Origin of the sequence: Ramlibacter sp. WS9, from assembly GCF_003797765.1 — a bacterium.
GTDB lineage: Bacteria > Pseudomonadota > Gammaproteobacteria > Burkholderiales > Burkholderiaceae_C > Ramlibacter.
Genome location: NZ_RKMB01000002.1, coordinates 424,676 through 447,899, shown reverse-complemented (window position 1 = coordinate 447,899; position 23,224 = coordinate 424,676). Strand labels below are relative to the sequence as shown.

17 protein-coding genes are annotated in these 23,224 nt (G+C 67.2%); 6 read left to right on the top strand and 11 right to left on the bottom strand.

Annotated elements, in window-relative coordinates; genetic code table 11:
* Window positions 1–46 precede the first annotated feature (46 nt).
* The gene (locus tag EEB15_RS05155; RefSeq protein WP_141508446.1) at window positions 47–1,024 is read right to left on the bottom strand and encodes a GlcNAc-transferase family protein; all 978 of its coding nucleotides are present in this window, start codon (window positions 1,022–1,024) and stop codon (window positions 47–49) included.
* A gap of 143 nt (window positions 1,025–1,167) precedes the next feature.
* On the opposite strand from EEB15_RS05155, the gene EEB15_RS05150 reads away from it, so the two are divergent.
* Window positions 1,168–6,219: a filamentous hemagglutinin N-terminal domain-containing protein gene (locus EEB15_RS05150; RefSeq protein ID WP_158289992.1), complete on the top strand. Its 5,052-nt coding sequence runs from the start codon at window positions 1,168–1,170 to the stop codon at window positions 6,217–6,219.
* 42 nt (window positions 6,220–6,261) lie between these two features.
* Here the strand turns inward: EEB15_RS05150 and EEB15_RS05145 are convergent, their stop codons facing one another.
* The 6 genes from EEB15_RS05145 to purU form a co-directional block, all read right to left on the bottom strand.
* Window positions 6,262–7,755: an FAD-linked oxidase C-terminal domain-containing protein gene (locus EEB15_RS05145; RefSeq protein ID WP_141508444.1), complete on the bottom strand. Its 1,494-nt coding sequence runs from the start codon at window positions 7,753–7,755 to the stop codon at window positions 6,262–6,264.
* Window positions 7,756–8,024: 269 nt separating this feature from the next.
* On the bottom strand, window positions 8,025–9,794 hold the full coding sequence (locus EEB15_RS05140) for a 7TM diverse intracellular signaling domain-containing protein (RefSeq protein ID WP_158289991.1): 1,770 nt from the start codon (window positions 9,792–9,794) through the stop codon (window positions 8,025–8,027).
* Complete coding sequence (locus EEB15_RS05135) at window positions 9,791–11,161, bottom strand: oxygenase MpaB family protein (RefSeq protein WP_141508442.1); 1,371 nt, start codon at window positions 11,159–11,161, stop codon at window positions 9,791–9,793. The genes EEB15_RS05140 and EEB15_RS05135 overlap by 4 nt, the downstream gene beginning before the upstream one ends.
* A complete protein-coding gene (locus EEB15_RS05130; protein WP_233259353.1) occupies window positions 11,158–11,973 on the bottom strand; it encodes a carotenoid biosynthesis protein in 816 nt (271 codons plus the stop codon). The genes EEB15_RS05135 and EEB15_RS05130 overlap by 4 nt, the downstream gene beginning before the upstream one ends.
* A gap of 85 nt (window positions 11,974–12,058) precedes the next feature.
* A complete protein-coding gene (locus EEB15_RS05125) occupies window positions 12,059–12,928 on the bottom strand; it encodes a LysR substrate-binding domain-containing protein (protein ID WP_141508440.1) in 870 nt (289 codons plus the stop codon).
* Window positions 12,929–12,936: 8 nt separating this feature from the next.
* On the bottom strand, window positions 12,937–13,785 hold the full coding sequence (purU, locus tag EEB15_RS05120) for a formyltetrahydrofolate deformylase (protein WP_141508439.1): 849 nt from the start codon (window positions 13,783–13,785) through the stop codon (window positions 12,937–12,939).
* Window positions 13,786–13,842: 57 nt separating this feature from the next.
* On the opposite strand from purU, the gene EEB15_RS05115 reads away from it, so the two are divergent.
* Together EEB15_RS05115 and EEB15_RS05110 are read left to right on the top strand one after the other, a co-directional pair.
* The gene (locus tag EEB15_RS05115) at window positions 13,843–14,811 is read left to right on the top strand and encodes an SGNH hydrolase domain-containing protein (RefSeq protein ID WP_141508438.1); all 969 of its coding nucleotides are present in this window, start codon (window positions 13,843–13,845) and stop codon (window positions 14,809–14,811) included.
* 73 nt (window positions 14,812–14,884) lie between these two features.
* Complete coding sequence (locus EEB15_RS05110; RefSeq protein WP_141508437.1) at window positions 14,885–16,219, top strand: aminotransferase class III-fold pyridoxal phosphate-dependent enzyme; 1,335 nt, start codon at window positions 14,885–14,887, stop codon at window positions 16,217–16,219.
* A 24-nt stretch (window positions 16,220–16,243) separates the two neighbouring features.
* Here EEB15_RS05110 and EEB15_RS05105 read toward each other — a convergent pair whose 3' ends face one another.
* Window positions 16,244–17,014 carry a ChaN family lipoprotein gene (locus EEB15_RS05105; RefSeq protein ID WP_141508436.1) on the bottom strand — a complete coding sequence of 257 codons (771 nt, stop codon included), beginning with the start codon at window positions 17,012–17,014 and terminating at the stop codon, window positions 16,244–16,246.
* A 29-nt stretch (window positions 17,015–17,043) separates the two neighbouring features.
* On the opposite strand from EEB15_RS05105, the gene EEB15_RS05100 reads away from it, so the two are divergent.
* The gene (locus EEB15_RS05100; protein WP_141508435.1) at window positions 17,044–18,099 is read left to right on the top strand and encodes an AbrB family transcriptional regulator; all 1,056 of its coding nucleotides are present in this window, start codon (window positions 17,044–17,046) and stop codon (window positions 18,097–18,099) included.
* Window positions 18,100–18,133: 34 nt separating this feature from the next.
* On the opposite strand, the gene EEB15_RS05095 is transcribed toward EEB15_RS05100, so the two are convergent.
* The 3 genes from EEB15_RS05095 to EEB15_RS05085 all read right to left on the bottom strand — a co-directional run bounded on the left by EEB15_RS05095 (window position 18,134) and on the right by EEB15_RS05085 (window position 20,290).
* Window positions 18,134–18,406: a DUF3567 domain-containing protein gene (locus tag EEB15_RS05095; RefSeq protein ID WP_141508434.1), complete on the bottom strand. Its 273-nt coding sequence runs from the start codon at window positions 18,404–18,406 to the stop codon at window positions 18,134–18,136.
* 109 nt (window positions 18,407–18,515) lie between these two features.
* Window positions 18,516–19,517, bottom strand: coding sequence for a DUF3108 domain-containing protein (locus EEB15_RS05090; protein WP_141508433.1), 1,002 nt, complete (start codon window positions 19,515–19,517; stop codon window positions 18,516–18,518).
* A complete protein-coding gene (locus tag EEB15_RS05085; protein ID WP_141508432.1) occupies window positions 19,514–20,290 on the bottom strand; it encodes an IclR family transcriptional regulator in 777 nt (258 codons plus the stop codon). The genes EEB15_RS05090 and EEB15_RS05085 overlap by 4 nt, the downstream gene beginning before the upstream one ends.
* A 98-nt stretch (window positions 20,291–20,388) precedes the next feature.
* Here EEB15_RS05085 and EEB15_RS05080 point away from each other — a divergent pair, with 98 nt between their 5' ends.
* Together EEB15_RS05080 and EEB15_RS05075 are read left to right on the top strand one after the other, a co-directional pair.
* Window positions 20,389–21,408, top strand: coding sequence for a fumarylacetoacetate hydrolase family protein (locus tag EEB15_RS05080; RefSeq protein WP_141508431.1), 1,020 nt, complete (start codon window positions 20,389–20,391; stop codon window positions 21,406–21,408).
* A 40-nt stretch (window positions 21,409–21,448) separates the two neighbouring features.
* Window positions 21,449–23,083 carry an ATP-binding protein gene (locus tag EEB15_RS05075; RefSeq protein WP_141508430.1) on the top strand — a complete coding sequence of 545 codons (1,635 nt, stop codon included), beginning with the start codon at window positions 21,449–21,451 and terminating at the stop codon, window positions 23,081–23,083.
* Window positions 23,084–23,224 lie beyond the last annotated feature (141 nt).

The following is a 23,224-nucleotide window of genomic DNA, read 5'->3' as shown; positions in this document are numbered from 1 at the left end:
CCCCACGCTGGCCACTTCGTGTGCTGCGCTGCCCCCCGAGGGGGCTTCAGTCTCCTTGAGGCGGCTCGGCGGAGACTGAGCTGGCGGGCGTGCGGTGGGCGCGCGGTTCGATCGTTCGCGCGCCGTAGTCGATGCCGCTGAAGACCGCGTAGTCGGCGAGCGTGCGTTCCTTGCCCAGGCCATACACGCCCAGCGGCTCACCCGCCAACAGTGCCTGGAGCCGGTTGCGCGAACGCTGCTCGAGGGCCCACCAGGTCTGCGCGCGCTGGGCGTCATGCGACTCGTCCCAATGAAGCGGGCGCGGCGGTGCGCCGGAGTCAGCGTTGTTGTACAGGTGGTAGATCGGCATCGCCGGCATGTGGAAGACGTCCCAGCCATGCGTGAACAGGCGCGCCGCCAGCGCCTGTTCCTCGCCATGGAAGTAGAACCAGGGGTCGTATGGGAAGGCCTGGACGAAGCGGCCCGGGGCGAACAGGCAACCGGCACCCAGGTGGTAGCCCGGCACGGCCTGGTTGCTGTCCAGGGGGTGGGCTTCGAACCCCAGCACAGGGTGGTCGGGCTCGAAACTTGCGCCCGGTTTCACGACATGGAACAGGACTTTGTCGGTCGTCGGGCGCTTGACCGCGCGCTCGCCCTCGAACACGAAGGGGTTCGGATAGGCCGACACGGCAAATCCCTTGCGTCCTGGGAGCAGCCGCAGCGACTGCGCGATCAGGCGCTCGTCCCAGTGCGGATCGAAGTCCATGTGCGAATCGATCTGGAAGAACCAGTCCTCGCCGTCGTACAGCGACATCGCAATGGCGCGGGCCCAGCACGGGCCGCGGGCATAGACCGGCTCGAAGCGCATGTAGCTCAGCCGGGCGGGGGATACGTCGCCCGCCACCGGCGCTGGCGCTGCCGCCGGGCTCTGGTCGACGATGCCGAAGTGCAGGAGTTCCGGCCAGCGTGCCGTCGCCACGGCGCGCGCGAGGGTGAAGCCCAGGAGGGGGTCGCAGTAGGAAGCGATGCTGACGAAAACGCGCATGGTCCATGTTATCCGGGCCCTACGGCATCATGGGCAGCGTGTGACATTTGGCGCAGATGTGCATCACTTCGCCCGATTTCCGGTGCAGCGCGCGGACACAGCCGTTGTTCCGGCCATACGGCTGTGCTACCGTCGGATCGACCATGAAACTTCCTGCCCAACTGCCCTCCCGCGCTGGCAGAGCCGGCCAGCCTGCCTCGAGCCCTGCTGTTGCGGGTTTCCGCCCGGCGGGGATGGCGCTCGCGGTCGCGGCGGCGTTTGCCGGCGCCGGGCAGGCGCTGGCACAGCCTTCCGGCGCACAAGTCATCTCCGGCCAGGCGAGCTTGCAGCAGCAAGGCAGCAACCTGGTCGTCACCACGCAGAATGCGGCCGGCACCAACCGCTCGGCCATCAACTGGCAAAGCTTCTCGATTCCCGCCGGCAGCGCCACCCGCTTCGAGCAGCCCAGCGCGGCCAGCCTGTCGATCAACCGGGTGCTGGGCAACAACCCCTCGGCCCTCTTCGGCACCCTGTCGTCCAACGGCAAACTCGTCCTGGTCAACCCCTCGGGCATCGCCGTGGGCACCGGCGCCGTCATCGACACCGCGGGCTTCAGCGCCTCCACCTTGCGCATGAGCGATGCCGACGCGCTGGCCGGGCGCCTCGTCTTCGGCGGCGACGGCTTGCCCGGAGGTGCCCTGAACGTGGAAGGGCGCATCCTCGCGCGCAGCGGCGACATCGTCCTCATCGCCCCGAACCTGCAGACAGGCGCCAACGCATTGCTGCAAGCGCCCAACGGATCGGCCATCCTCGCGGCGGGCCAGAAAGTCGAGATCACCGGGCGCGGCCTCGAAGGCATCCGGCTGCAAGTGCAGGCCCCTGGAGACCAGGCCATCAACCTGGGCACCCTGCAAGGCGACGCCGTGGGCATCTTTGCCGGCTCGCTCAAACACAGCGGGCTGATCCAGGCCAGCGCCATCAGTGCCGAAGGCGGCAAGGTGATCCTCAGGGGCCAGGACACGGCCGACGTCGCCGGCAGCGTCACGGCAACGAATGCAGCGCAAGGCGGGCAGGTGCACGTCACGGCCAACAAGGTCATGCTCAGAAGCGGGGCGGTGATCGACGTGAGCGGCGCGCAAGGCGGCGGCGAGGCCCTCATCGGCGGAGGCTGGCAGGGCGCGGACAGCCGCATCGCCAATGCCGGCACGACGACGGTGGAGACCGGTGCGACGATCAAGGCGAATGCGACGGACAGCGGCCATGGCGGTACCGTCGTCGTCTGGTCCGACGATGTGACGCGCGTTGGGGCGCACATCGAAGCCAAGGGGGGACCGAACGGCGGTGATGGCGGCAAGGTGGAAACCTCGGGCAAGGGCTCGCTGGTGTTTCGCGCCACGGTCGATACCTCGGCACCCAGGGGCCGCGCGGGTTCCATCCTGCTGGACCCGCAGGACATCACCATCGTCAGCGGGAGCGGCGGCGCGGACGACGGCCTGCTGGCTGACAACGTCATCGGCGCGGGTGAACCGAACACCACGACCGACGTCACGATCTCCGAGCAAGTCCTGGAGGGCCTCACGGGCAACGTCACGCTGCAGGCCACGCGCGATGTGGTGCTGAGCAATCTCGCCGACGACACGCTGAACATGCTGACGGCGCCGGGCTTCACTTTCGCGATCAGCGCAGGCCGCAACATCATCGCCAACGCGGACGCCAATGACCGCTTCCAGACGGCGGGCGGCGCGGTGGTCATGACCACCACCAACGGTGCGATCGACATCGGTGGCGTCAATTCCAAGGGCGGCAGCGTCACACTGACGGCAGGCGGCGCGGCGGGTGACCTATCGGTGCGCGAAATCCGCACCACACCCGCGGCAGGCAGCGGCGGCAATATCGACCTGACGGCAGGCGGCAGCGCCATGTCACTGGGCGGGGGCCACATCGACGCGCGCTTCAGCGGGACCGGCACTTCCGGCAATGTGACGCTCACGTCGGCTGGCGCTATCGGCATGCAGGCCGGCAAGACGATCTATGCGAACGACCTGAAGATCAGCGCGGGCACGGGCGTCGGAGACGGCTCCACCGGGCCGGCCGAGATCGAGGCCACGCGCCTGGGCGTCTCCAATACCGGCGGCGGCCCCGTGCGCCTGCAGCAGAACGGCACGGGCGCCCTGTCGATCGACGACCTGGGCTTCGGCATCGGCATCCAGAACCTGGGGGCGGGATCCGTCGTTTCCGTCACGGCGCCGTCCGCTCCGATCACCGTCAATGCGGACGTCTCCACCAATGGCGGCGCAATCACGCTCGGCGGCAACACCACCAACGCCGATGCCCAGGGTGTGCGTATCGACGAGTCCGCTGTGACCTCTTCGGGCGGCGCCATCAACGTGAGCAGCTCCAGCTCAGCGGTGAAGCTCGTCGGCGCCACTCTGGATGCGGGCGGGGGCAACATCCAGGTCAGCGCGAGCGGCGCCAACAACTTCCATTCGCTCGCGATCGTCAACGGCACGGTGGCTTCGCTGGTGACGACCAGCGGCTCAGGCACCATCGACATCAGCGGCAACTTGACCAGCGGCGGAGCGAGCGCCGGCAGTTCCGCCGCCGGCCTGCTGGTCACCGCATCGACCATTTCCGCCGGCGGCGGTGCGATCACGCTGAAGGGTGATGCCGGCTGGACGTCGGGCGTGGCGCAGGTGTCGCGCGGATTCCGCCTCGACTCCGGGGCGAAGGTCACGGGCGCCGGTGCCATCAGCCTGACCGGCCGCGCGGGCGCGAGTGCCTCGGCCACCAGTGCCGGCGGCGAAGTCGCGAACGGCGCGACCATTTCCAGTTCCGGCGGCAACGTCATCCTGTCCGGCACGCTGAACAATCCATCGATCCTGGACGGCACCGGGTTGCTGGTCAACGGCAAAGTCCAGTCCGGCACCTCCGCGCAGGTCACGCTGAACGGCGCGGCGATCGTCGGGGGCAGCAGCGGCGTCGGCGTCAAGGTGGGATCCACCGGCAGCGTGATGGCCGGCCTGGGCGGCCTGACGGTGACGGGAAGCGTCAGTTCATCGACCACGGCCACCAACATCGTCGCCGCATCGTTGGCGGGCACGATGACGTCCCCCGGCAACATTGCCGTCACGGGAACGGCCTCCGCGCCGAGTGCCTCGGGCGTGATCGGGGTCGCGTTGCAGGGCGCCCTCACGGCCACTGGCGCCGGCACCATCACGATCACCGGCTCGGGCGTGCCCGCGCCGGCGCCAGCGAGCTCGCGTGACATCGACGTGGTCGGCACGACGCTCGCGAGCGCGGGCGGCGAAATCAAGTTGGTGGGTGACCGCCTGAACGTCGCGAGTCCCGTCAATTCGGGCGCGGGCCGCACGATGCTGGTGCCGTTCACAGCCAGCCGCGAGATCACGCTGGCCGGACCGGGCGGCTCCGAGTCATCCGCGCTCAATCTCGCCCCGAGCGAGTTGAACCTCATCACGGCTTCCGTCATCGTCGTCGGCGGCTCCGCCTACAACGGCGGCATCACCATCGGCAACACCGGGGGCACGGTCGCTCCCGTCAACGCGCCCTCGCTCAGCCTGATCAACGGCACGGGCGGCAGCATCACGCAGACCGCGCCGCTCACCGTGGCCAACCTCAACGCAGACGCGGCGTCGGTGACGCTGATCAACGCGGCCAACCAGGTCGACCAGATCAGCGGGCGCTCCACGACGGGCACGTTCCAGTTCGTCAACAGCAAGTCGGCGCTGACCGTCGGCACGGTCGACGGCATCACCGGCATCGACTCGGGCACCTCGGGAACCGTGCTGAACAGCGCCGGCACGTTGAACCAGACCCAGCCGATCAAGGCTTCGCTGCTGACCGTGAACACCGTCGGCGGCATGGACCTCAGCCAGTCGTCGAACCAGTTCGGCGGGCTGATTGCCTTCAACACAGGCTCCGGCGACATTCACCTCCACAACGGCATCCCCATCACGATCACGACCCTGTCCAACACCGGCGGCGGCCGCATCGACATGGACAACGCCGGCGCCGTCACGATCGCATCGGGCGCGATCAGCGGCGACAGCGTGGCCACCGGCGGTGCGGCCGCGACCGCGGCGATCAGCCTCGTGTCGACGCAAGGTATCCATGCGACGGGCGGCGGCACGCATGTCGGCGCCACCGCCGGCGGCTCGGTGTACCTGCAGGCCGTGGACGGCCCCATCGGCAGCACTGTCGCACCCGTGGGCGTCTCCGCCGGCGGCGGTGTGTGGGCGGAAGCACCCGGCACCGGCGGCGATATCCATCTCAGTTCAACGAGCGCGGCCTTCCTGGTGGGCGGGCTCATTGCTTCCGGTTCGGCGTCGATCGCCGGCCCGGGTACGGCGACGCTGGATCTTCACAACGCCGACGTCGTGGGAACGCTGGACTGGAGCGGCTTTTCCACGGCCACGCTCGGCACCGGCAGCGGGCTGATCACGGTTGGCGGCATCATCACCGCCGGCAGCGATGTGGCGCTGGCCGGAACGCTCGCGCCGGGCGGCTCGGGCGGGGTGTCGTCGATGAACGTCGCGGGCAATTTCACGGTCCTGGACGGCGCGACGCTCGAATTCGATCTGGTGAACACCAGCAGCCACGATGCGATTTCGGTCACGGGCAATGTAACTTTCCCTTCGGGTGTGGGCGGCAGCTCGGTCGTGCTCAACGGGGCGGTGCAACCGCCCGACGGCGTCTACACCTTGATCTCTGGAACGACAAGCGGCACGGACAACCTGCCGGCGGTGTCCGGTTCGGTGACGAACGCCACCGTGGCATTCGGCGCGCTGAAGGCCACCATCGCGGCCACACCGACACCGTCGCCGAGTCCTTCGCCATCGCCGAGCCCTTCGCCATCGCCGAGCCCTTCGCCATCGCCGAGTCCCTCGCCGTCGCCGAGTCCTTCGCCGTCACCGAGTCCTTCGCCGTCCCCGAGTCCCTCGCCGTCACCGAGCCCTTCGCCGTCACCGAGCCCTTCGCCGTCACCTACGCCGGCGCCAACTCCGGCCCCTCCGCCATCGGCCAAAACCATACTCGACCTGCTGAACGGCGACCATGCGCTTGCCAGCCGGGTTATCGCGGAGTTGCAGTCGAATCCGCTCACCACCTTCGTTTCCCTGTTGCTCCAGGAAGAGAAGAACCAGCAGGCGGGCCGCACGCCGCCGGACAACATCGTCTACGACAACGAGTGCAAGAGGTAGCGCGCCCGCCGGGCTCCAGCGCGCTGGCCGCTGGCGGCAGGTTCAGAACCGCGGCAGGTCCGGGTGCGAGATCCGGCCGCCGCGCACCAGCATCTTTCCGTACTCCGCGCAGCGGTTGAGCGTGGGGATCACCTTGCCGGGGTTGAGCAGCCCCTTGGGATCGAAGGCGCGCTTGAGTGCGAACATCTGCTCGCACTCCGCCGCACTGAACTGCACGCACATCGAGTTGAGCTTTTCCACGCCGACGCCGTGCTCGCCCGTCACGGTGCCGCCCATCGCGACGCTGGTCTCCAGGATGTCGGCGCCGAACAGCTCGCAGCGGTGCAGCTGGTCGGGGTCGTTCGCATCGAAGAGGATCAGCGGGTGCAGGTTGCCGTCACCCGCGTGGAACACGTTGGCGCAGCGCAGTTTGTATTTTTTCTCCATCTCTTGGATCGCCAGCAGGATGTCGGCCAGCCGCTTGCGCGGGATGGTCGAGTCCATGCACATGTAGTCGGGACTCATGCGACCCGAAGCGGGGAAGGCGTTCTTGCGACCGCTCCAGAAGCGCAGCCGCTCGGCCTCGTCTCGGCTGACAGCAATGGCCGTGGCACCCGCCGCGCGCAGCACCTCGCTCATGCGGCCGATCTCTTCTTCCACCTCTTCGGGCGTGCCGTCGCTCTCGCACAGCAGGATGGCCTCCGCGCTGAGGTCGTAGCCGGCATGCACGAAATCTTCCACGGCCGCCGTCATCGGCTTGTCCATCATCTCCAGCCCGGCCGGAATGATGCCCGCGGCGATGACGGCTGCTACCGCGTCGCCGGCTTTGCGCACGTCATCGAAGCTGGCCATGATGCAGCGCGCCAGCATCGGCTTGGGCACCAGCTTCACCGTCACCTCGACGGCCACGGCCAGCATGCCCTCGCTGCCGATGACGACGCTGAGCAGGTCGAGCCCGGCGCAGTCCAGCGCCGCGCTGCCGAACTCCACCGGCTCGCCCGCGGCGGTGAAGCCGCGCACCTTCATGACGTTGTGCAGCGTCAGGCCGTACTTCAGGCAGTGCACGCCGCCGGAGTTCTCCGCGATGTTGCCGCCGATGGTGCAGGCGATCTGGCTGGACGGATCGGGCGCGTAGTACAGGCCGTGCGGCGCGGCGGCCTCGCTGATGGCGAGATTGCGCACGCCGCACTGGACGACGGCCGTGCGCGCGACCGCATCGAGCTTGACTACGCGGTTGAACTTCGCGAGCGACAGGGTCACACCCAAGGCATGCGGCATCGCGCCACCCGACAGCCCGGTGCCTGCGCCACGCGCCACCACCGGCACGTCGAGCGCATGGCAGGCGCGCAGCACGGCCTGGACCTGTGCCTCGGTCTCCGGCAGCACGACCACCAGCGGCCGCTGGCGATACGCTGTCAAGCCGTCGCACTCGTAGGGCGTGGTGTCCTCGCGCTGCCAGAGCAGTGCGTGGGCCGGCAGCACGGCTTCGAGCGCACGCACCACCTGAGCCTGGCGGTCGGCGCGTTCGGCGAGTTGAGGATCGGGCGGGGCGTTCATGCGGCGTACTTCGCAACAGCGGATTCGTCGAACTCTACTCCGCTGGCGGTCACGCCTTCGACGTCCGCCATGCTGGCCAGCCCATGTGTGCCCAGCAGCTTTGCAGTTCGGTGATCTTCATGCCGCCAATGTAGGCCGCGCGGGCCGCCGGCGGGCTGAAGAATTTTTCAGCGGCGGATGAAATTGTGCGCCGCAAACCCTCGCTGGGCCGCTCCCAAGGTGGGCTGCGCCCCCTCGGGGGCAGCGAACGCAGTGAGCGTGAGGGTCATTCAGGCCGGCGCGGGCGTCGTCTGGTCGTTGTCCACCGTGTGAGGCTCGAGGTGATGAACCACCTTCTTCGGGTCTTCGAGCAGGCGGTCCAGCGCCCAGTTCAGGCGCTGCATCAGGCGCTGTTCGTCGACGTCGCCTTCGGGTGCGAGCTCGATGGCGCCGTCCGGGGCGCCTGCCGACACCACGCGAAAGCGCAGGCTCAGGTCCGCGGGCAGCTGGTGCACCCGCTCCAGGCCGCGCGCCACGATGTGCTGCGCCAGCGCGCGGCGCGCATCGTCGGGCTGCGGCCCTTCGGTGAGGATGGCGAAGCGGGTGTCGGACACCCGGCAAACTGTGTCTACTTCGCGCACCACCTGGCACAGGCGCGAGGCTGCAATCACCAGCGCGCGGTCCCCGGACTCGCGCCCCTGGCGCGCGACGATGTCGCCATAGTTGGACAGGTCGACCAGCAAGATGGCGCAGCGGTGGCCCAGGCGCCGTGCACGGCGCAGCGCATCGCGCAGGCGTAGGCGCAGCACGGGCGTGACCGTGAGCCCGGTCAGCGGGTCGGTGCTGTCCAGCGCGCGCAGCCGTGCATGGGTCTCGCTGAAGTCCTTGGCCCGCCAATGCAGGATGTACAGCAGCAGGGGGATCTCGATGGCAGAACCAATCAGCACGGCGTACTGCGTGGCCCAGCTGTCGGGCAGCACGCCGGCGGCCCGCAGCGCCGGGAACGGGTAGCTCAGGTGGATCGGCAGGAAACCCAGGAACAGCCAGCCCGAGTACCGTTCGCCCTTGCGCCAGGTCCAAAGGCACAGCGACACGCTGAGCACCACCGACGCGAGGCCATAGACGTTGAGGATGGTGTAGGCGACAGGACCGGTGAAGACGATGTAGAACACCGGGAAGGCAAGGCCGAACAGGGAGAAGCCCACTACCGCGCGGTCCACCCGCTGGCTGTGGCGCGGCAGCGCCGTGGCCTGCCGGATGAACCAGATGCCCGAGCCGGTCATCAGCAGCATGAACTGAGCCGGCGCCGCATCGTTGAACCAGGCCCAGTGCGGCCACAGGAACAGCCCGCCCAGCCCGGTGAAGGCCAGCTGGAACGCCAGCATGCAGGCCACGTACATGCAGTACGCATCGAACACCGGGTCGCCATACAGGCGGGCGTGGATGAATCCCACCACGAAGACCAGCAAGCCGAACCCCAGATAACCGCCTATCAACAGGTAGGTCCACTGGCGCTTGAACTCCAGGCTGTCTTCGGTCATCAGCTGCAGGAACGGGCTGGCGGGGGCCGGCCGGTTCTCCAGCCGCAGCCAGACCTGGCCGGTCGGCTTGGCCTGCATCTCGAACAGCGGCGAGTGGTTCGGGTGCGACCATTGCGCGACCGGCACATGGTCGCCGGCCCGCTGCTCCTGCCAGAGCCCGTCGGCACCCTGCGAGAACAGGCTGGCGCGGTTGACGACCCCTGCCCCCGACAGCAGCAGGTACCAGCGCCGCGACGCGTCGAGCGTGGGCACCTCCAGCCGCATCCACAGCGCGCCGGTACCCAGGGAAAAGGACCGGTGCCGCTCCATGGCCTGCAGCTTCACGCCGTTGCCGGACGTGATCTCCTGGATCGACATCTGGCCCGACTCGTCGATGAAATACCGGCTTTGCAGCGTGATGTCGAATTCGCCGTCGATTGCCCAGGCAGGCCGCAACGCGGTCAATGCCACCAGGGCGGCCAGTGCGGCCAGCCGCAGCAGCCAGCGCAGCATGACGGGCCGGTGCGTGTGGGTGCTCACGGCACGGGACTCCATCGGCCTGTGGTCGTCAGGCGGTCTTCCATCCGGTTCACCCATCCGGGCGCCTGGGCGTCGTGGTGCCATTGCGCCACCGCACCGTGCATCGGCTGCAGCAGTTCGTCCGGCAGGGCCAGCGGGCGGGTCTGGTCCAGCAGGAAGCGGGTCAGCAGGTGGTAACCGACGATCCGGGTGAACATGCGCGCCAGCGAGAACCGCGGCAGCACCAGCCGCACCACGCCGTCGACCAGCCGCACCGCGGCCAGCGCGACGCGGAAGGTGACCCAGGTCAGCAAGCCCACTCGCTCGTCGGCACCAATCTCGCGCGCCGTGTCGGGCCCGACCAGCCAGCGCGTCAGCGGCACCGGCAAGTGGCGGATCACGGGCAGCCGGATCGAGCGTGCCATGGTGTCCATCAGCGCGCGGCCCAGGCCGGGCCGCACGTCCGGCTTGGACGGGTCGGCGCGCGCCGTCGCCTGCAGGCCCTCGAACATCGCCGCGGCTTCTTCCATGGTGTGAGCCATCAGCTCGTCGCGGATGCCCAGCACATGGCCCGCGACGTTCCAGGCATGCAGCGTTGCTTCCTCCTCTTCCCTGGTCAGAGGCAGGCCCAGCGTGCGCATGCCCCGCAGAAACACATAGCCGAACGTCAGCAGGGTGTATGCCAGCTCCAGCTGGCTGCAGGGTACCCCTTGCCGGGGCACGTCCCAGCCGTGGGCGAGCAACGCCCGGTACAGGTTGGCATCCGGTTTGACGGGCGCCGATGGTTCAATGCGGCCGCTTGCTTCCCGCGGCGAGCCGCGCAGGATCAGGTGGCGGATGGTGGCGTGGATGAGGCGGACCTTGAGCACCGTCGCGATGCCACCACCGGAGGCACCAGTGAGGCCGTCCTTCATCATCACCGGGAACACCATCGCGGCGGTCTGGCGGATCCGGTGTTCGGTGTGGGCTTCCAGCTGCCCGGCCACGTGCAGCACTTCCGAAAGCTGCGGCAGCACGTAGCACTCCGGCAGGCTCGCGCAAAACAGCAGCACGCATGACAGCGGGCCATAGTCCATGAAGACAGTTTCGGCCCGCTCGACGTCCGCCGGACGGGTCCATTCGGGCAGCCGGCTGCCTTCGTCGATGTAGGCGCGCAGGGCCGCCACCACGTCGGCATCGGCAGAACCAGGCGCCGGCGCCCACGAGGCCAGGTTGCCGTTGGTGGTCCAGCCCGCCATCAGTCGCGTGGCCTGGCCCAACCGGGCCATGCCCGGCCCCGTGGCACCCGTGGCGCCGGACCACGGGCCAACGATGGCAGCCACGGTCCGGTCGGCCAAAGGATCGGCCTCGCGCGCCATGGCACTCCAATCAGCTTGCGCGCTCCTCATGCTGAGCCTCCGGGAAGCTGCCGGGCCCACTGCGACCAGGCCATCAAGGCGATCACGCAGGGGATGCCCATGGCGTAGAACGCGATGATGCGCAGCGCCACCGGCTGCGTCAGCGCGACCTGGAACACCAACAGGCCGGCGTAGACGAGGATGGGAACGATCGCCGCGCGCCGCGCTTGCGCGCCAGCCACCACCCCCGCCTGTGGCCGGGCGATGGCCTGAAACAACACGACGATGGTGAAGCTCACGATCATCCAGCCCTCGAATCCTTTCACAGTCTCGCCGAACCAGCCGCCGTCCTTCTCCGTCATGATCCAGGCCTTGAGCACGTACACGAAGTACGGGTCGGCGCCCAGGTCGAAAGCGGTGACGATCATGGCTGCCAGCAAGGCGGCCAGCGCGCCGGCCTTCCAGCCCGAAGCCGGCGGCACCGGCTGGCGCCACAGGACCAGGCAGGCCATGAGGAAGCCGACGTAGCAAAGCCCGAACCACATCAGCGGGATCGCCAGGGGCACCGCGCCCAGCCGCGGTCCCAGCACCTCGGTGTAGTGGTAGCTGCCGAAGAACCAGCCAAGCGTGGCGCCGCATTGCTCGGCCAGCCAACCCAGCACCACCGCGGTGGCCAGGAAGATCCATGCAGCGCGTGTGCCGAGCAAGGTCCGGGACGACCACAGGCAGGCGCCGCTCAGCGCCAGCGAGGCGAGTACAAGCGCTACGGAAAGCAGTGGATAGGCGCGTGCCGTCCACAGCACGAGCGCAAGCGCGAGCGCCAGCAGCACAACGATGTCAGGCTTGATCCGCCAGGAAACCAAAATCCACTCCTACAAGCAGCCGGCGAGGGCTACGCACGCCTTGTAACATTTTAGGGCCGACCCCACATCCCCCAGTCGGAGGAACTCAGGCCAGGCTCTTCCTGAGCCACTCCGCAAACGCGGCGCATTCCCAACGGTCCATGGTCCCGGTACGCCAGCACAGGTAATGCGCATGCGGGCTCGGGACATTGCGCTCGGAAATGCGTTCCAGCGTGCCATTGTCCAGCCAGGGCTGGCCGAGTTTCAGCCGCACCAGCGCGATGCCCAGCCCCTGCGCCGCCGCGTCGCACATCAGGCCGATGTCGTTGAACGACGAGCCTTCGCCCGGCTCACCCGTATCGACGCCATGGGCGAGGAACCAGGTGCGCCAGGGCTCCAGAGGGCTCTTGATCAGCTTGGCCGCCAGCAGGTCCTCGATGGTGTCGAACGGGCCGTTGGCGCGGATGTAGCTCGGGGCCGCAAGCGGCGTCACTTCGTCCGTCATCAGGCACACATGCTCGACATCGGCGTAGCGGCCGGTGCCGTAGCGGATCATCAGGTCGGCGTCTTCGGCCACCACGTCCAATAGCGGGATCGACACCTGCAGCGTGAGGTCGATCTCCGGGTACGCCTCGATGAAGCCGCGTAGCCGGGGCATCAGGATCGAACGGGAAAAGGTCGGCGTGACCGCGACGCGCAACTTGCGTTTGCCCTGCGCACCGTCCTTGCCCGGGAAGCGCTCCAGGCTGGCAAGCCCTTCGCGCACATGGGCGAGGTACTCGCTGCCGTCGGTCGTCAGCGAAAAATCCGCGCGTCCGAACAGCTTGGTGCCGATGATCTGTTCCAGCTGCTTGACGCGGTGGCTGACCGCGCTGGGGGTCACGCACAGTTCCTCGGCCGCCAATGTGACAGACCGCAGCCGCGCCAGCGCCTCGAACGTCAGCAGGCATTGGATCGGCGGGATGCGTGCTGTCATGCGGGCCGCTACTTGAAGATGACTGTTTTGTGCCCGTTGATCAGCACGCGGTGCTCGCTGTGCCACTTCACCGCGCGCGCCAACACCTGGCTTTCGGTGTCGCGGCCCTGGGCCGTGAGGTCTTCCACCGTCAGGCTGTGGTCCACGCGGGCCACGTCCTGCTCGATGATCGGGCCTTCGTCGAGGTCGGCCGTCACGTAGTGCGCGGTGGCGCCGATCAGCTTCACGCCGCGGTCGTGCGCCTGGTAATAGGGCTTGGCGCCCTTGAAGCTGGGCAGGAAGGAGTGGTGGATGTTGATCGCGCGGCCGGCGAGCTTTCGGCACAGGTCGTCCGACAGGATCTGCATGTAGCGGGCCAGCACCACCAGCTCGGCGCCTTCGGCCTCGATGATCTCGAACTGCCGCGCCTCGGCTTGCGCCTTGGTGGCGGCCGTGACCGGGATGTGGTGGAAAGGGACGTTGTAGCTGGCCGCCAGTTGGTAGAACTCGCGGTGGTTGGAGACGATCGCCGCCACGTCCAGCCGCAGCAGCCCGCTCTTCCAGCGAAACAGCAGGTCGTTCAGGCAATGGCCTTCCTTGCTGACCATGATCACGGTGCGCATCGGCTGCGTGGTCGCGTGCAGCTTCCACGTCATCTTGAGCGGTTCGGCGAAGAACTTCAGCTGCGCTTTCAGGTCCTCGAACGTCAGCTGGTCGCACGCGAACTGCACGCGCATGAAGAACAGACCGGTGTCGTGGTCGTTGTACTGCGCGGCCTCTTCGATGTTGCCGCCGCGCTCCAGCAGGAAGCCCGAAACGGCGTGGACGATGCCCTGCCGGTCGGGGCAGGAAAGGGTCAGGATGTAGGCGCGATTCATGGGGATGGATTGTCGCAGGAGCCAGCAGGGGGAAAATTACAATCGCCGATCATCCCCATGAAGCTTCCCCTACGATTCCCGCGCACGGCACGCGCCGGGCTCCTGGCCGTTGCGCTGGCCGTGTGCGGTGCGCCCGCCCACGCGGGGCCAAGCCTGTCGCCGGCCATCGCCAAGGCTTTCGAGCCGCCGGAGCGGTCGGCCGAGTGCTTCGACATCGCGCATGCGCACGACAAGCCCGAAGCGTGGCTTTGCCGCATCAACCCGAGTTCGCGCACGGCGCCCTCGTTCGTTCTCTTCGGCGACAGCCACGCCCTCCAGCTTCTGGGCGCCTTCGACGCTGCGGCCCGGCAGGCGGGCCGCAGCGGCGTGTTCACGGGCTACAGCGGCTGCGTTCCGCTCCTGGGCGTCTATCCGCTGACGCGCCCGGACCAGGCCGTTCGCAACTGCGCGGCATTGAACCTCCGGATGCTCGACCACGTCGGCCGCTCCGGCATCAAGGATGTGTTCCTGGTGGCGAAGTGGAGCTACTACACGGACATGTGGCAAGGCACGAGCTACCTGAACGCCATCGGCCTCGCGCCGGGCGAGGAGGTGTCGGTACGCAACAGCCGCAGGGCCTTCGAGCAGGGCGTCCTCGACACCGTGAAGGCTTATCGAGCGCTGGGCGTTCGCCTGCACATCGTCCCGCAGGTGCCGCAGCAGATGCTCGCCCCCGAACAGGCGTACACGCGCGCCATGCTCGAACAGGATGGCGCCGCCGCGCGCCTGCGGGCGCTATCGGTCCCGCGTGCGCGCCATGCTCAGCTGCAAGCATTCGCCGGTTCGGTTTTCGCCCGCGCCGTTGGCGGCGATGCGGTCAGGATCATGAACTTCGACGACCTGTTCTGCGACGCCGAGGTTTGCCTGATCGGCACCCCCGCAGCCTCTTACTACCAGGACCCGAGTCACTTGAGCGGCGATGGCGCCGCCCGCCTGGTGCCCGCGCTGGCCCGGGCGCTGTCGGCAAAAGGCCCAACGAGCCGATAACGGGTGGCCGATGCCACAATGACTTCATGCGGGCGGCCGATGCGGCCCCACCCCTGAGACGAAAGGAAAGACCATGGCCTACAACGACTTCTCCATGGACAACCACTGGTTGCCCTTCACCCCCAATCGCGGATTCCGAAAGGACCCGCGCGTCTTCGTCGGGGCCGACGGAATGACGTTCACCACGCACGACGGCAAGAAGGTGGTCGACGGCATCTCCAGCCTGTGGTGCGTGGGCGCGGGCCACAACCGCAAGCCGATCAACGAAGCCATCAAGAAGCAGCTCGACACGCTGGACTACGCCACCGCGTTCCAGGCGTCGAACGACCAGGCCTTCAAGGCCGCCGAGATGATCGCCGCGATGGCGCCCGGCGATTTGAACAAGGTGCTGTTCTGCAATTCCGGTTCTGAGGCGGCGGACACGTCATTGAAGGTCGCGCTGGCGTATCACCGTGCTCGCGGCGAAGGGCATCGCAACGTCTTCATCGGCCGCGAGAAGGGCTACCACGGCGTGGGCTTCGGCGGCATGAGCGTGGGGGGCATCCCGGCCAACCGCAAGGTGTACGGCAGCGCCTTCTTGCCGCGCGTCGACCACATGCGCTTCATCCACGACCCGGTGAACAACGCGTACGTCCACAACCAGGAGCCGGTCTGGCAGGAAGACATCCTGCTGGAGCTGGAAAACCGCATCCTTCCGCTGCACGACCCGAGCAACGTGGCCGCGATCATCGTCGAGCCGGTCGCCGGCAGCGCGGGCTGGTACCTGCCGCCCCAGGGCTACCTCAAGCGGCTGCGCGAGATCTGCGACAAGCACGGCATCCTCCTGATCTTCGACGAGGTCATCACCGGCTTCGGACGCATGGGCACCAACTTCGCCGCGGACTACTACGGCGTCGTGCCCGACATGCTGAACTTCGCCAAGGCCGTGACCAACGGCGTGATCCCGCTGGGAGGCGTCGTCTGCCGCGACAAGCTGTACGACGCGATGATGAAGACCGAAGCACCGGAGCATGTGATCGAGTTCTTCCACGGCTACACCTATTCGGGCCACCCGGTCGCCTGCGCCGCGGCCATCGCCACGCTGAACCTGTACAAGGAAGAGAGCCTGTTCCAGCGCGCCGGCGAAATGGGCAAGCTGCTGGGCGATGCCTTCCACAGTACGTTCAAGGGCCTGCCGAACGTGGTGGGCATCCGCAGCCTCGGCCTCGCCGCCGCGGTGGAACTGGCGCCGATGGCCGGCCTGCCGGGCAAGCGCGCCTACGACATCTTCGTCGACTGCTTCCACAACGGGGCGCTCGTTCGCCCGGCCGGCGACGTGTTGGTGATCGCACCGCCGTTCATCGTGGAGAAGTCGCACATCGACCAGCTGGTCAACACGCTGGCGGACTCGGTCCGCAAGCACGCCTGAGCTGCCCACCCGGAGGGCCCGTGCTCAGGGAGTGGGCTTGCCCTTGAGCTGCTCGCGCAATTCAGCGCAGTAGTCCTTCTTCGGCGGCTCGGCCGGCAGCAGCTCGGCGCGCACGCGCAGCGCGGGCGGCAAATGGCGCGGCACGCCGAGCGTTGCGTCGACGTGGCCCGCACCCGCCAGCAGCACGACGGTCTTGCCCGGCACGGCGGCCTGCGCGATGGCCTGGGCCATGGCGCGGTCGCGCGCGATCTGCACGCGCGTCATCGGGCCGATCTGTGTGTCGGGCAACAACCCGCAGTGGCCCTCGCGGACGGCAGAACGCTGGGCCTGCAGCACGTCGTTGGGCACTGAAGCATCGAGCGCGGCGTCCACCATTGCGTTGCGCATTTGTGATCGCGGCAGGTTTGCCCCGATGACGGGCACGCCGGCGCGCACCGCGGCCATCACCGCGGGCGCGTAGGCTTGCCACGGCCACCCGGTGTCACTCCACTGCAGCGCGATTCGCACGTCCGCTTCGGCGGCTTCGCGGGGCAGGCCGGCGGTCGAGCGGCCCTGTTCGGCCATCTCGATCGCCACGCCAGCCAGCGCGCCGCGCGCGCCCAGCACTTCGATCACCCGGCGATGCATGCCCTGGTGCGTGGGCGCATCGTGCTGTTCGCCCAGCAAGATCGCGTCTGCCGGCAGCAACGCGGCCACGCGGGCCTCGATGGCCGGCATCGCGGGCATTGGAAACGGATAGGGCGATGCGCATCCGACCAGCAACAGCAGCACGATGGCGTGAATTCGACAGCCCATGCAACGATACTAAAGCCACTCGCCCGCGCATGTTCTCCACCTTTCCCGCCCGTGTGGCCCTCACTCTGCTGCTGGCTCTGGCGGCCGCGCTGCTGTGCCAGTGGCTGCGCACACCTCTGCCCTGGATGATCGGTCCCTTGGTGGCGACGGCCGTGGCCTCGGTGCTGGGCCAGCCCACGCGCAGCTTCGGCCCGCTGCGCAACGCCGGCCAGGCCATCATCGGCGTCGCGCTGGGCCTGTACTTCACGCCCCAGGTGACGGCCCTGGTCGCGAGCCTGTGGTGGGCCATCGCGCTGGCCATCGTGTGGGCGCTGGGACTGGGCTGGGCCTTCGGCCGGTGGTTGCATCGCGGACACGCGGCGCGCATCGGCGGCACGGCCGACGAGCAGCGCGCCACCACCTACTTTTCGGGCGCGATCGGCGGCGCCTCCGAGATGACCTTGCTGGCCGAGCGCGAAGGCGGGCGGACGGACCTCGTGGCGGCCGCGCACAGCTTGCGGCTGCTCATCGTGACGCTCGTCGTGCCATTTACCTTCACGTTCGCGGGGCTGCACGGGCTGGACCCGACGCTTCCCGGGCTGCGTGAAGTGCATTGGGGCGGGCTGGCCGTGCTCGGCACGGCGGCTGTCGCGGGCGCGTGGCTGATGCAGCGCACCGGCCGAGCCAACCCGTGGTTCATCGGCGCCCTGCTGGTGGCGATGGGTTTCACCATGGCGGGGGTGGAAATGTCCGGCCTGCCGCAGTGGATGACCAACGCCGCGCAGTTGCTGATCGGTGTCAGCCTGGGCGTGCGTTTTTCCGCCGACTTCGTCCACACCGCGCCGCGCTGGCTGGCCTCGGTTGCGGTGGGCACGCTGGCGATGATCGCGCTGTGCGCGGCCGTGGCACAGCTGCTGGCCTGGGCCACGGGGCTGCACTGGGCGACGATGGTGCTCGGCACGTCGCCGGGCGGCATCGCCGAGATGGCCATCACGGCCAAGGTGCTTCAGCTGGGGGTGCCGGTGGTCACTGCTTTCCAGGTGTGCCGCCTGGTGGCGGTGCTGGTACTGGTGGAACCGATATATCGATGGGGCATCCGGCGCTGAAAGGCAGGGCTTGCAGCGCGCAGAGAATACTTTTTCAGTGCATCACGAGTGGGTTCTGCGCCAATTCGGCGTAACCGTCCAGCGTTTCTTCCACTTCTTCCTGTGTGGGCGTTTTCAGCTGCCAAGCGTTGATCTGCCGCTGGAACGCCTCGGCCCAGGAACCGTCCAGGTAGACCTCCTTATTGGAGCGCTTGTCGACGATCTCGAAGCCATGGCGCGCGATGCGGGGGGCCGGTTCGCCCTCGATGGGTTCATTGGCCTGCATGTGCACGACAACGAACGAGTCGGAGTCATAGAGCATTTGCATGGTACTTATTCCTTCTGCCTGGTTATCTAGCAACGTTTGGGCCGGTTTCAAGGTGGACCGGGCAAACGTGAAAAACTCCCACAGAAATCAAGCGTAGGTACCTGATCGTCTACCCCCTGTCGGTGGACGCCCACTGCTGATCAACCGAATCGCCGTTCGGCTGTGTCAGACGCAGGCGCACCGGGGCGTAGTCCATGGTGGGTGCGAGCCACAGCTCGACTTTGGTGTCGTATTCCTTGCGCGGGTTGCGGATGAGCTTGAGCGTGGCCACTTTGCCGCCGGGCAGCTGCAAATGTTCGTCACCCTCGACGGTGAACACCCAGGGCTCGGAGTCGCGCGTGCCGGCGGTCTGGATGGTGGTGTGCGTGCCCGGCGGGAATTTGCCCGGGCTGCCCGCGATCATCGCGGCGAGCTGCAGCAGCACGCTGAGCCGGTCCTGCGCGCCTGCAACCAGTGGCGCATCGGGCCGGTTGCTGCTGAAGGTGACCTTGCCCTTGTCGCGCTCGAAATGCGCGGCTTCCTCGGAGCGGCCCTTGTCGGAAAAGCGCAGCGGGGCGAGCCCCTCAGGCGTGACGCGTCCCACGCTGTGCTGCGAGCGCGACGGCAGCAGCGGCGCGCTCACTTCCAGCCGCGCCTCGTAGCTGTCTGCATCATGCCGCCAGTGCAACTGCCCATTGGCCTGCACGGACAGGCTGCCCTTGCGCACCTCGACCTTGTAGTTGAGGCGCATCGACCCCGGCAAGGCGATGGCGGCGATGGTCGGCGCAGCCGCGGTTTCCCGCGTTGCAGTTGCGGCAACGATCTCGGCGGGAGACTGCGTTGCTGGTGTGGGCGCTGGAGCGATGAGTTCTGCCGCTGGTGCGCGCTTCACCGGCCGCGCGGCAACGGTCTGGGGCTTCGGCGTTGGTGGGCGCGCGGGAGGTGCCACCGTGGGCTGCGCCGCCACGGCAGCAGGCGGCGCCGCGAGCGCCACCGTGCGCGTGACAAAAGGCCGCGCCGGCGCGTGATCGGGGGCCTGAACCGCGCCCGGCGAGGCCCGCAGCAGCACCGCGTGAGCCACCAGGACCGCGGCCGTCAGAAGCAGCAGCGCCCTGGCCGGGATCGCAGTCATCCGCGGTAGCCCAGATCGCTCGACAGCTGGCCGGCCGCCGCGCGCAAGGGCCTCTCGACAGCGCCGCCCCAGGCCGGATCGAACGTGCCTGTGGGACCGAGCGCGACGATGCCCAGCGCGATGTGGCCGTCAGAGTCGAACACCGGCGCGCAGAAGCCGACGATGCCCGGCAGCAGCGTGTCGACGACGCGCGCCGCGCCGCGCTGGCGCACTTCGTCGAGCATCGCCCTTGCGTCGGCCAGCGTGCCCGGCACATCGGAGCGGCCCTGCTTCTGTGCACGCGCGATCTCTTCCTTCAGCATCGGCGTGATCGCGTCCTTCGACAGCCAGGCCGCGAAGCAGCGGCCGGTGGCCGACGAGAGCAGCGGCATGACGTCACCCAGCCGCAGATTCACCGTGACGGCTTGCGGAGACTCTTCCCAATGCACGATCGTCGGGCCATGGTTGCCCCACACAGCGAGCGCCAGCGTGTGGCCCACCTGCTCCATCAGCGGGGTGATGCGCTCGCGGGCCAGCTTGACGGCGTCCAGCCGCGAAAGCGACGCGAGCCCGAGCTTGAGCGCGGCGGGCCCGAGGTCGTAACGCGTGCTGCCCGCGTCCTGCGCCACCAGCTCCAGCCGCTGGAAGCTGACGAGATAGCGATGCGCCTTGGCCGCGCTCATGCCCGCGGCCGCGGCCAGGTCGCGCAGCATCAGCGGGCCTGCAGCCTTGGACAACACGTCCAGCAGGGCAAAACCCACCTCGACGGACTGGATACCGGCGCGTTCTTTCATCCCGGGTAACTTCCTGTAGAATTACGATTAGGTAAATTCATTTCACAATGCGTAACGGTCTAGGGACTGTAGCGCATCGCAACTCCGGGGTCACTCCGATGAAGCTCGCGACATACAAAGACGGTTCACGCGACGGCCAGCTGGTCGTGGTTTCGCGCGACTTGAGCACGGCTCATTATGCGACCGGCATTGCCGACCGCATGCAGCAAGTGCTGGACGACTGGGGCTTCCTGTCGCCGCAATTGCAGGACTTGCACGAGACGCTGAACAACGGCAAGGCGCGTCACGCTTTCCCGTTCGATCCGGCGCAATGCATGGCGCCGCTGCCCCGTGCGTACCAGTGGGCCGACGGCTCGGCGTACATCAATCACGTGGAGCTGGTGCGTCTGGCGCGCAACTCCGAAGTGCCGGCCAACTACTACACCGAACCGCTGATGTACCAGGGCGGCAGCGACGACTTCATCGGCCCGACCGATGACGTGATCGTGCCCAGCGAGGAGTACGGCATCGACTTCGAAGCCGAAGTCGCCGTGGTCACCGGCGACGTGCCGATGACGGCCACGCCGGAACAAGCCGTCGAAGGCATCCGCCTTGTGATGCTGGCCAACGATGTATCGCTGCGCAACCTGATCCCCGACGAACTGGCCAAGAGCTTCGGCTTCTTCCAGAGCAAGCCCGCCACCGCGTTCAGCCCCGTCGCCGTCACGCTCGACGAATTCGGTGACGCCTGGGACATGGGCCGTCTGCACCTGACCATCCAGAGCATCTGGAACGGCCGCACCGTCGGCATGTGCGACGCCGGCAAGGAAATGACTTTCCATTTCGGCCAGCTGATCGCCCACATCTGCAAGACCCGCAACGTGCGCGCCGGCAGCATCGTCGGCTCGGGCACGGTAAGCAACCGCGCAACCGAAACGAACGGCAAGAAGGAGTGGACCAAGGGCTACAGCTGCATCGCCGAGAAGCGCGCGATCGAGACCATCCTGGACGGCAAGCCCTCTACCGCCTACATGAAGTTCGGCGACACGATCAAGATCGAGATGAAGGGCAAGGACGGGCAGAGCGTGTTCGGGGCCATCGATCAGAAGATCGCGCCGTTGGTTGTGAAGAAGCGCTGAGTTTTCCCAGACAATCGCCTGAGGATCTCACCTCTCGCGAATGCAAACATCACCAGAACAACTTGCCGTGTGGTTGGCCGAGCCGGAAGGGGTGCGGCTTGAGTTCAAAGAGGCGAAGCATCGCTTCGACTTCGACAAACTCGTGTGCTACTGCGTGGCGCTCGCGAACGAAGGCGGCGGCAAGATCATTCTAGGCGTCACAGACCGCAGGCCAAGAAAGATTGTGGGCACCGCGGCTTTCGAGGAGCCTGGTCGCACCGAAGCTGGGTTGCATAACCGCCTTTCTCATCGCGTACCCATCGAAGAGCTTCTCACACCGCAGGGCCGCGTGATCATCGTTCATGTGCCGAGCCGACTGCCCGGCACGGCCTGGCAATTCGAAGGGCGGTATTGGAAGCGGGCGGGTGACGACCTGGCTGCGCTGGGCGATGCTGAACTCAGGGCCATGTTTGCCGAAACAGGCCCGGACTTTTCGGCCGAGCTTTGCGCGGGCGCTGTTGTTGCCGATCTGTCGCAGGCCGCCATCGCACTATTTCGCGATCGCTGGGCGCAAAAGAAGCGGGATGCGCGGATCGGTGGCTGGAGCGATACCGAAACGCTGACGAACGCGGAGCTGATGATCGATGGGCAACTGACGTACGCAGCGTTGATTCTGTTCGGAACCCGCGCGGCCCTCGGGCGATGGCTGGCGCAGGCGGAACTCGTCTTCGAGTATCGATCTTCCGATGCTTCTGGTCCTGCCGCCGATCGCGAGGAATATCGCGAAGGCTTCATGGCCTGGCAGGACGCTTTGTGGGCAAAGATCAACTTGCGTAACGACCGACAGAGTTACCAGGATGATTTCTTCCGGATGGACTTGCCGACCTTCGACGAAATTCCGGTGCGCGAGGCTGTGTTGAATGCCGTGGCCCATCGCGACTATCGCCTGGGTGGCTCGATCTTTGTGCGGCAGTTTCCGAAGCGGCTGGAAGTCGTGAGCCCGGGCGGGCTGCCTCCCGGCATCACTCCCGAAAACATCCTTGATCAGCAGAACCCGCGCAATCGACGCCTTGCCGAAGCTTTGGCCAAGTGCGGGTTGATCGAGCGCTCCGGCCAGGGCATGAACCTGATGGTCGAGAGTGCTATCCGCCAAGGCAAGCCGCTGCCCAGCTTCGCCGGCACGGACACGCACGAAGTGCGTCTGACGCTCGAAGGTGGCGTGCGTAACCCTGCATTCGTCCGGTTCATGGAACGCCTGGGGCCTGATACTTTGAACGCGTTGTCCACGCAGGACTACCTGGCGTTGGAATGTCTTCAGCACGAGCGGGAACTGCCTGCACACTTGAAAGCGCGCTTGCCTGGGTTAGCTGCAATGGGTGCAGTGGAGATATTGGGTCGCGGCAAGGGCGCGCGCTACATCCTCTCGGAAGCCCTCTATGCAGCGCTGGGTGCCAAAGGGACGCACACGCGCAAGAAGGGCCTCGATCACGAAACCAACAAGGCGCTGCTCCTGAAGCATTTGTCCAAGCAGGACACAGCGGGATCAGCTTTGGCTGAGTTGCGCCAAGTACTTCCTGCCCTACCTGAGAGCGCTGTTCAGGCCTTGTTGAGCGAATTGCGCGAAGAAGGTCGCATAGTCCTGGAAGGGCAGCGGCGGTGGGCTCGTTGGCGGACAGTAAAGACCGACGGCGTCTAACACACGACGTGTTTAGTGATCTAAACAAATCGTTTAGAGTGATAAAAAACTCAATAAAAACAACAAGTTATAAAGACGTGTCTTGGCCAGCCGCTTGCTTTATGAACCTTTAGCGATGCTCCGCGCCGTTGCACTACCCTA

Bases quoted from the DNA above. Each gene is read 5' to 3' on its own strand.
- EEB15_RS05155 (WP_141508446.1), bottom strand. From the start codon at position 1,024: ATGCGCGTTTTCGTCAGCATCGCTTCCTACTGCGACCCCCTCCTGGGC.
- EEB15_RS05150 (WP_158289992.1), top strand. From the start codon at position 1,168: ATGAAACTTCCTGCCCAACTGCCCTCCCGCGCTGGCAGAGCCGGCCAG.
- EEB15_RS05145 (WP_141508444.1), bottom strand. From the start codon at position 7,755: ATGAACGCCCCGCCCGATCCTCAACTCGCCGAACGCGCCGACCGCCAG.
- EEB15_RS05135 (WP_141508442.1), bottom strand. From the start codon at position 11,161: ATGAGGAGCGCGCAAGCTGATTGGAGTGCCATGGCGCGCGAGGCCGAT.
- EEB15_RS05125 (WP_141508440.1), bottom strand. From the start codon at position 12,928: ATGACAGCACGCATCCCGCCGATCCAATGCCTGCTGACGTTCGAGGCG.
- purU (WP_141508439.1), bottom strand. From the start codon at position 13,785: ATGAATCGCGCCTACATCCTGACCCTTTCCTGCCCCGACCGGCAGGGC.
- EEB15_RS05115 (WP_141508438.1), top strand. From the start codon at position 13,843: ATGAAGCTTCCCCTACGATTCCCGCGCACGGCACGCGCCGGGCTCCTG.
- EEB15_RS05110 (WP_141508437.1), top strand. From the start codon at position 14,885: ATGGCCTACAACGACTTCTCCATGGACAACCACTGGTTGCCCTTCACC.
- EEB15_RS05105 (WP_141508436.1), bottom strand. From the start codon at position 17,014: ATGGGCTGTCGAATTCACGCCATCGTGCTGCTGTTGCTGGTCGGATGC.
- EEB15_RS05100 (WP_141508435.1), top strand. From the start codon at position 17,044: ATGTTCTCCACCTTTCCCGCCCGTGTGGCCCTCACTCTGCTGCTGGCT.
- EEB15_RS05095 (WP_141508434.1), bottom strand. From the start codon at position 18,406: ATGCAAATGCTCTATGACTCCGACTCGTTCGTTGTCGTGCACATGCAG.
- EEB15_RS05090 (WP_141508433.1), bottom strand. From the start codon at position 19,517: ATGACTGCGATCCCGGCCAGGGCGCTGCTGCTTCTGACGGCCGCGGTC.
- EEB15_RS05085 (WP_141508432.1), bottom strand. From the start codon at position 20,290: ATGAAAGAACGCGCCGGTATCCAGTCCGTCGAGGTGGGTTTTGCCCTG.
- EEB15_RS05080 (WP_141508431.1), top strand. From the start codon at position 20,389: ATGAAGCTCGCGACATACAAAGACGGTTCACGCGACGGCCAGCTGGTC.
- EEB15_RS05075 (WP_141508430.1), top strand. From the start codon at position 21,449: ATGCAAACATCACCAGAACAACTTGCCGTGTGGTTGGCCGAGCCGGAA.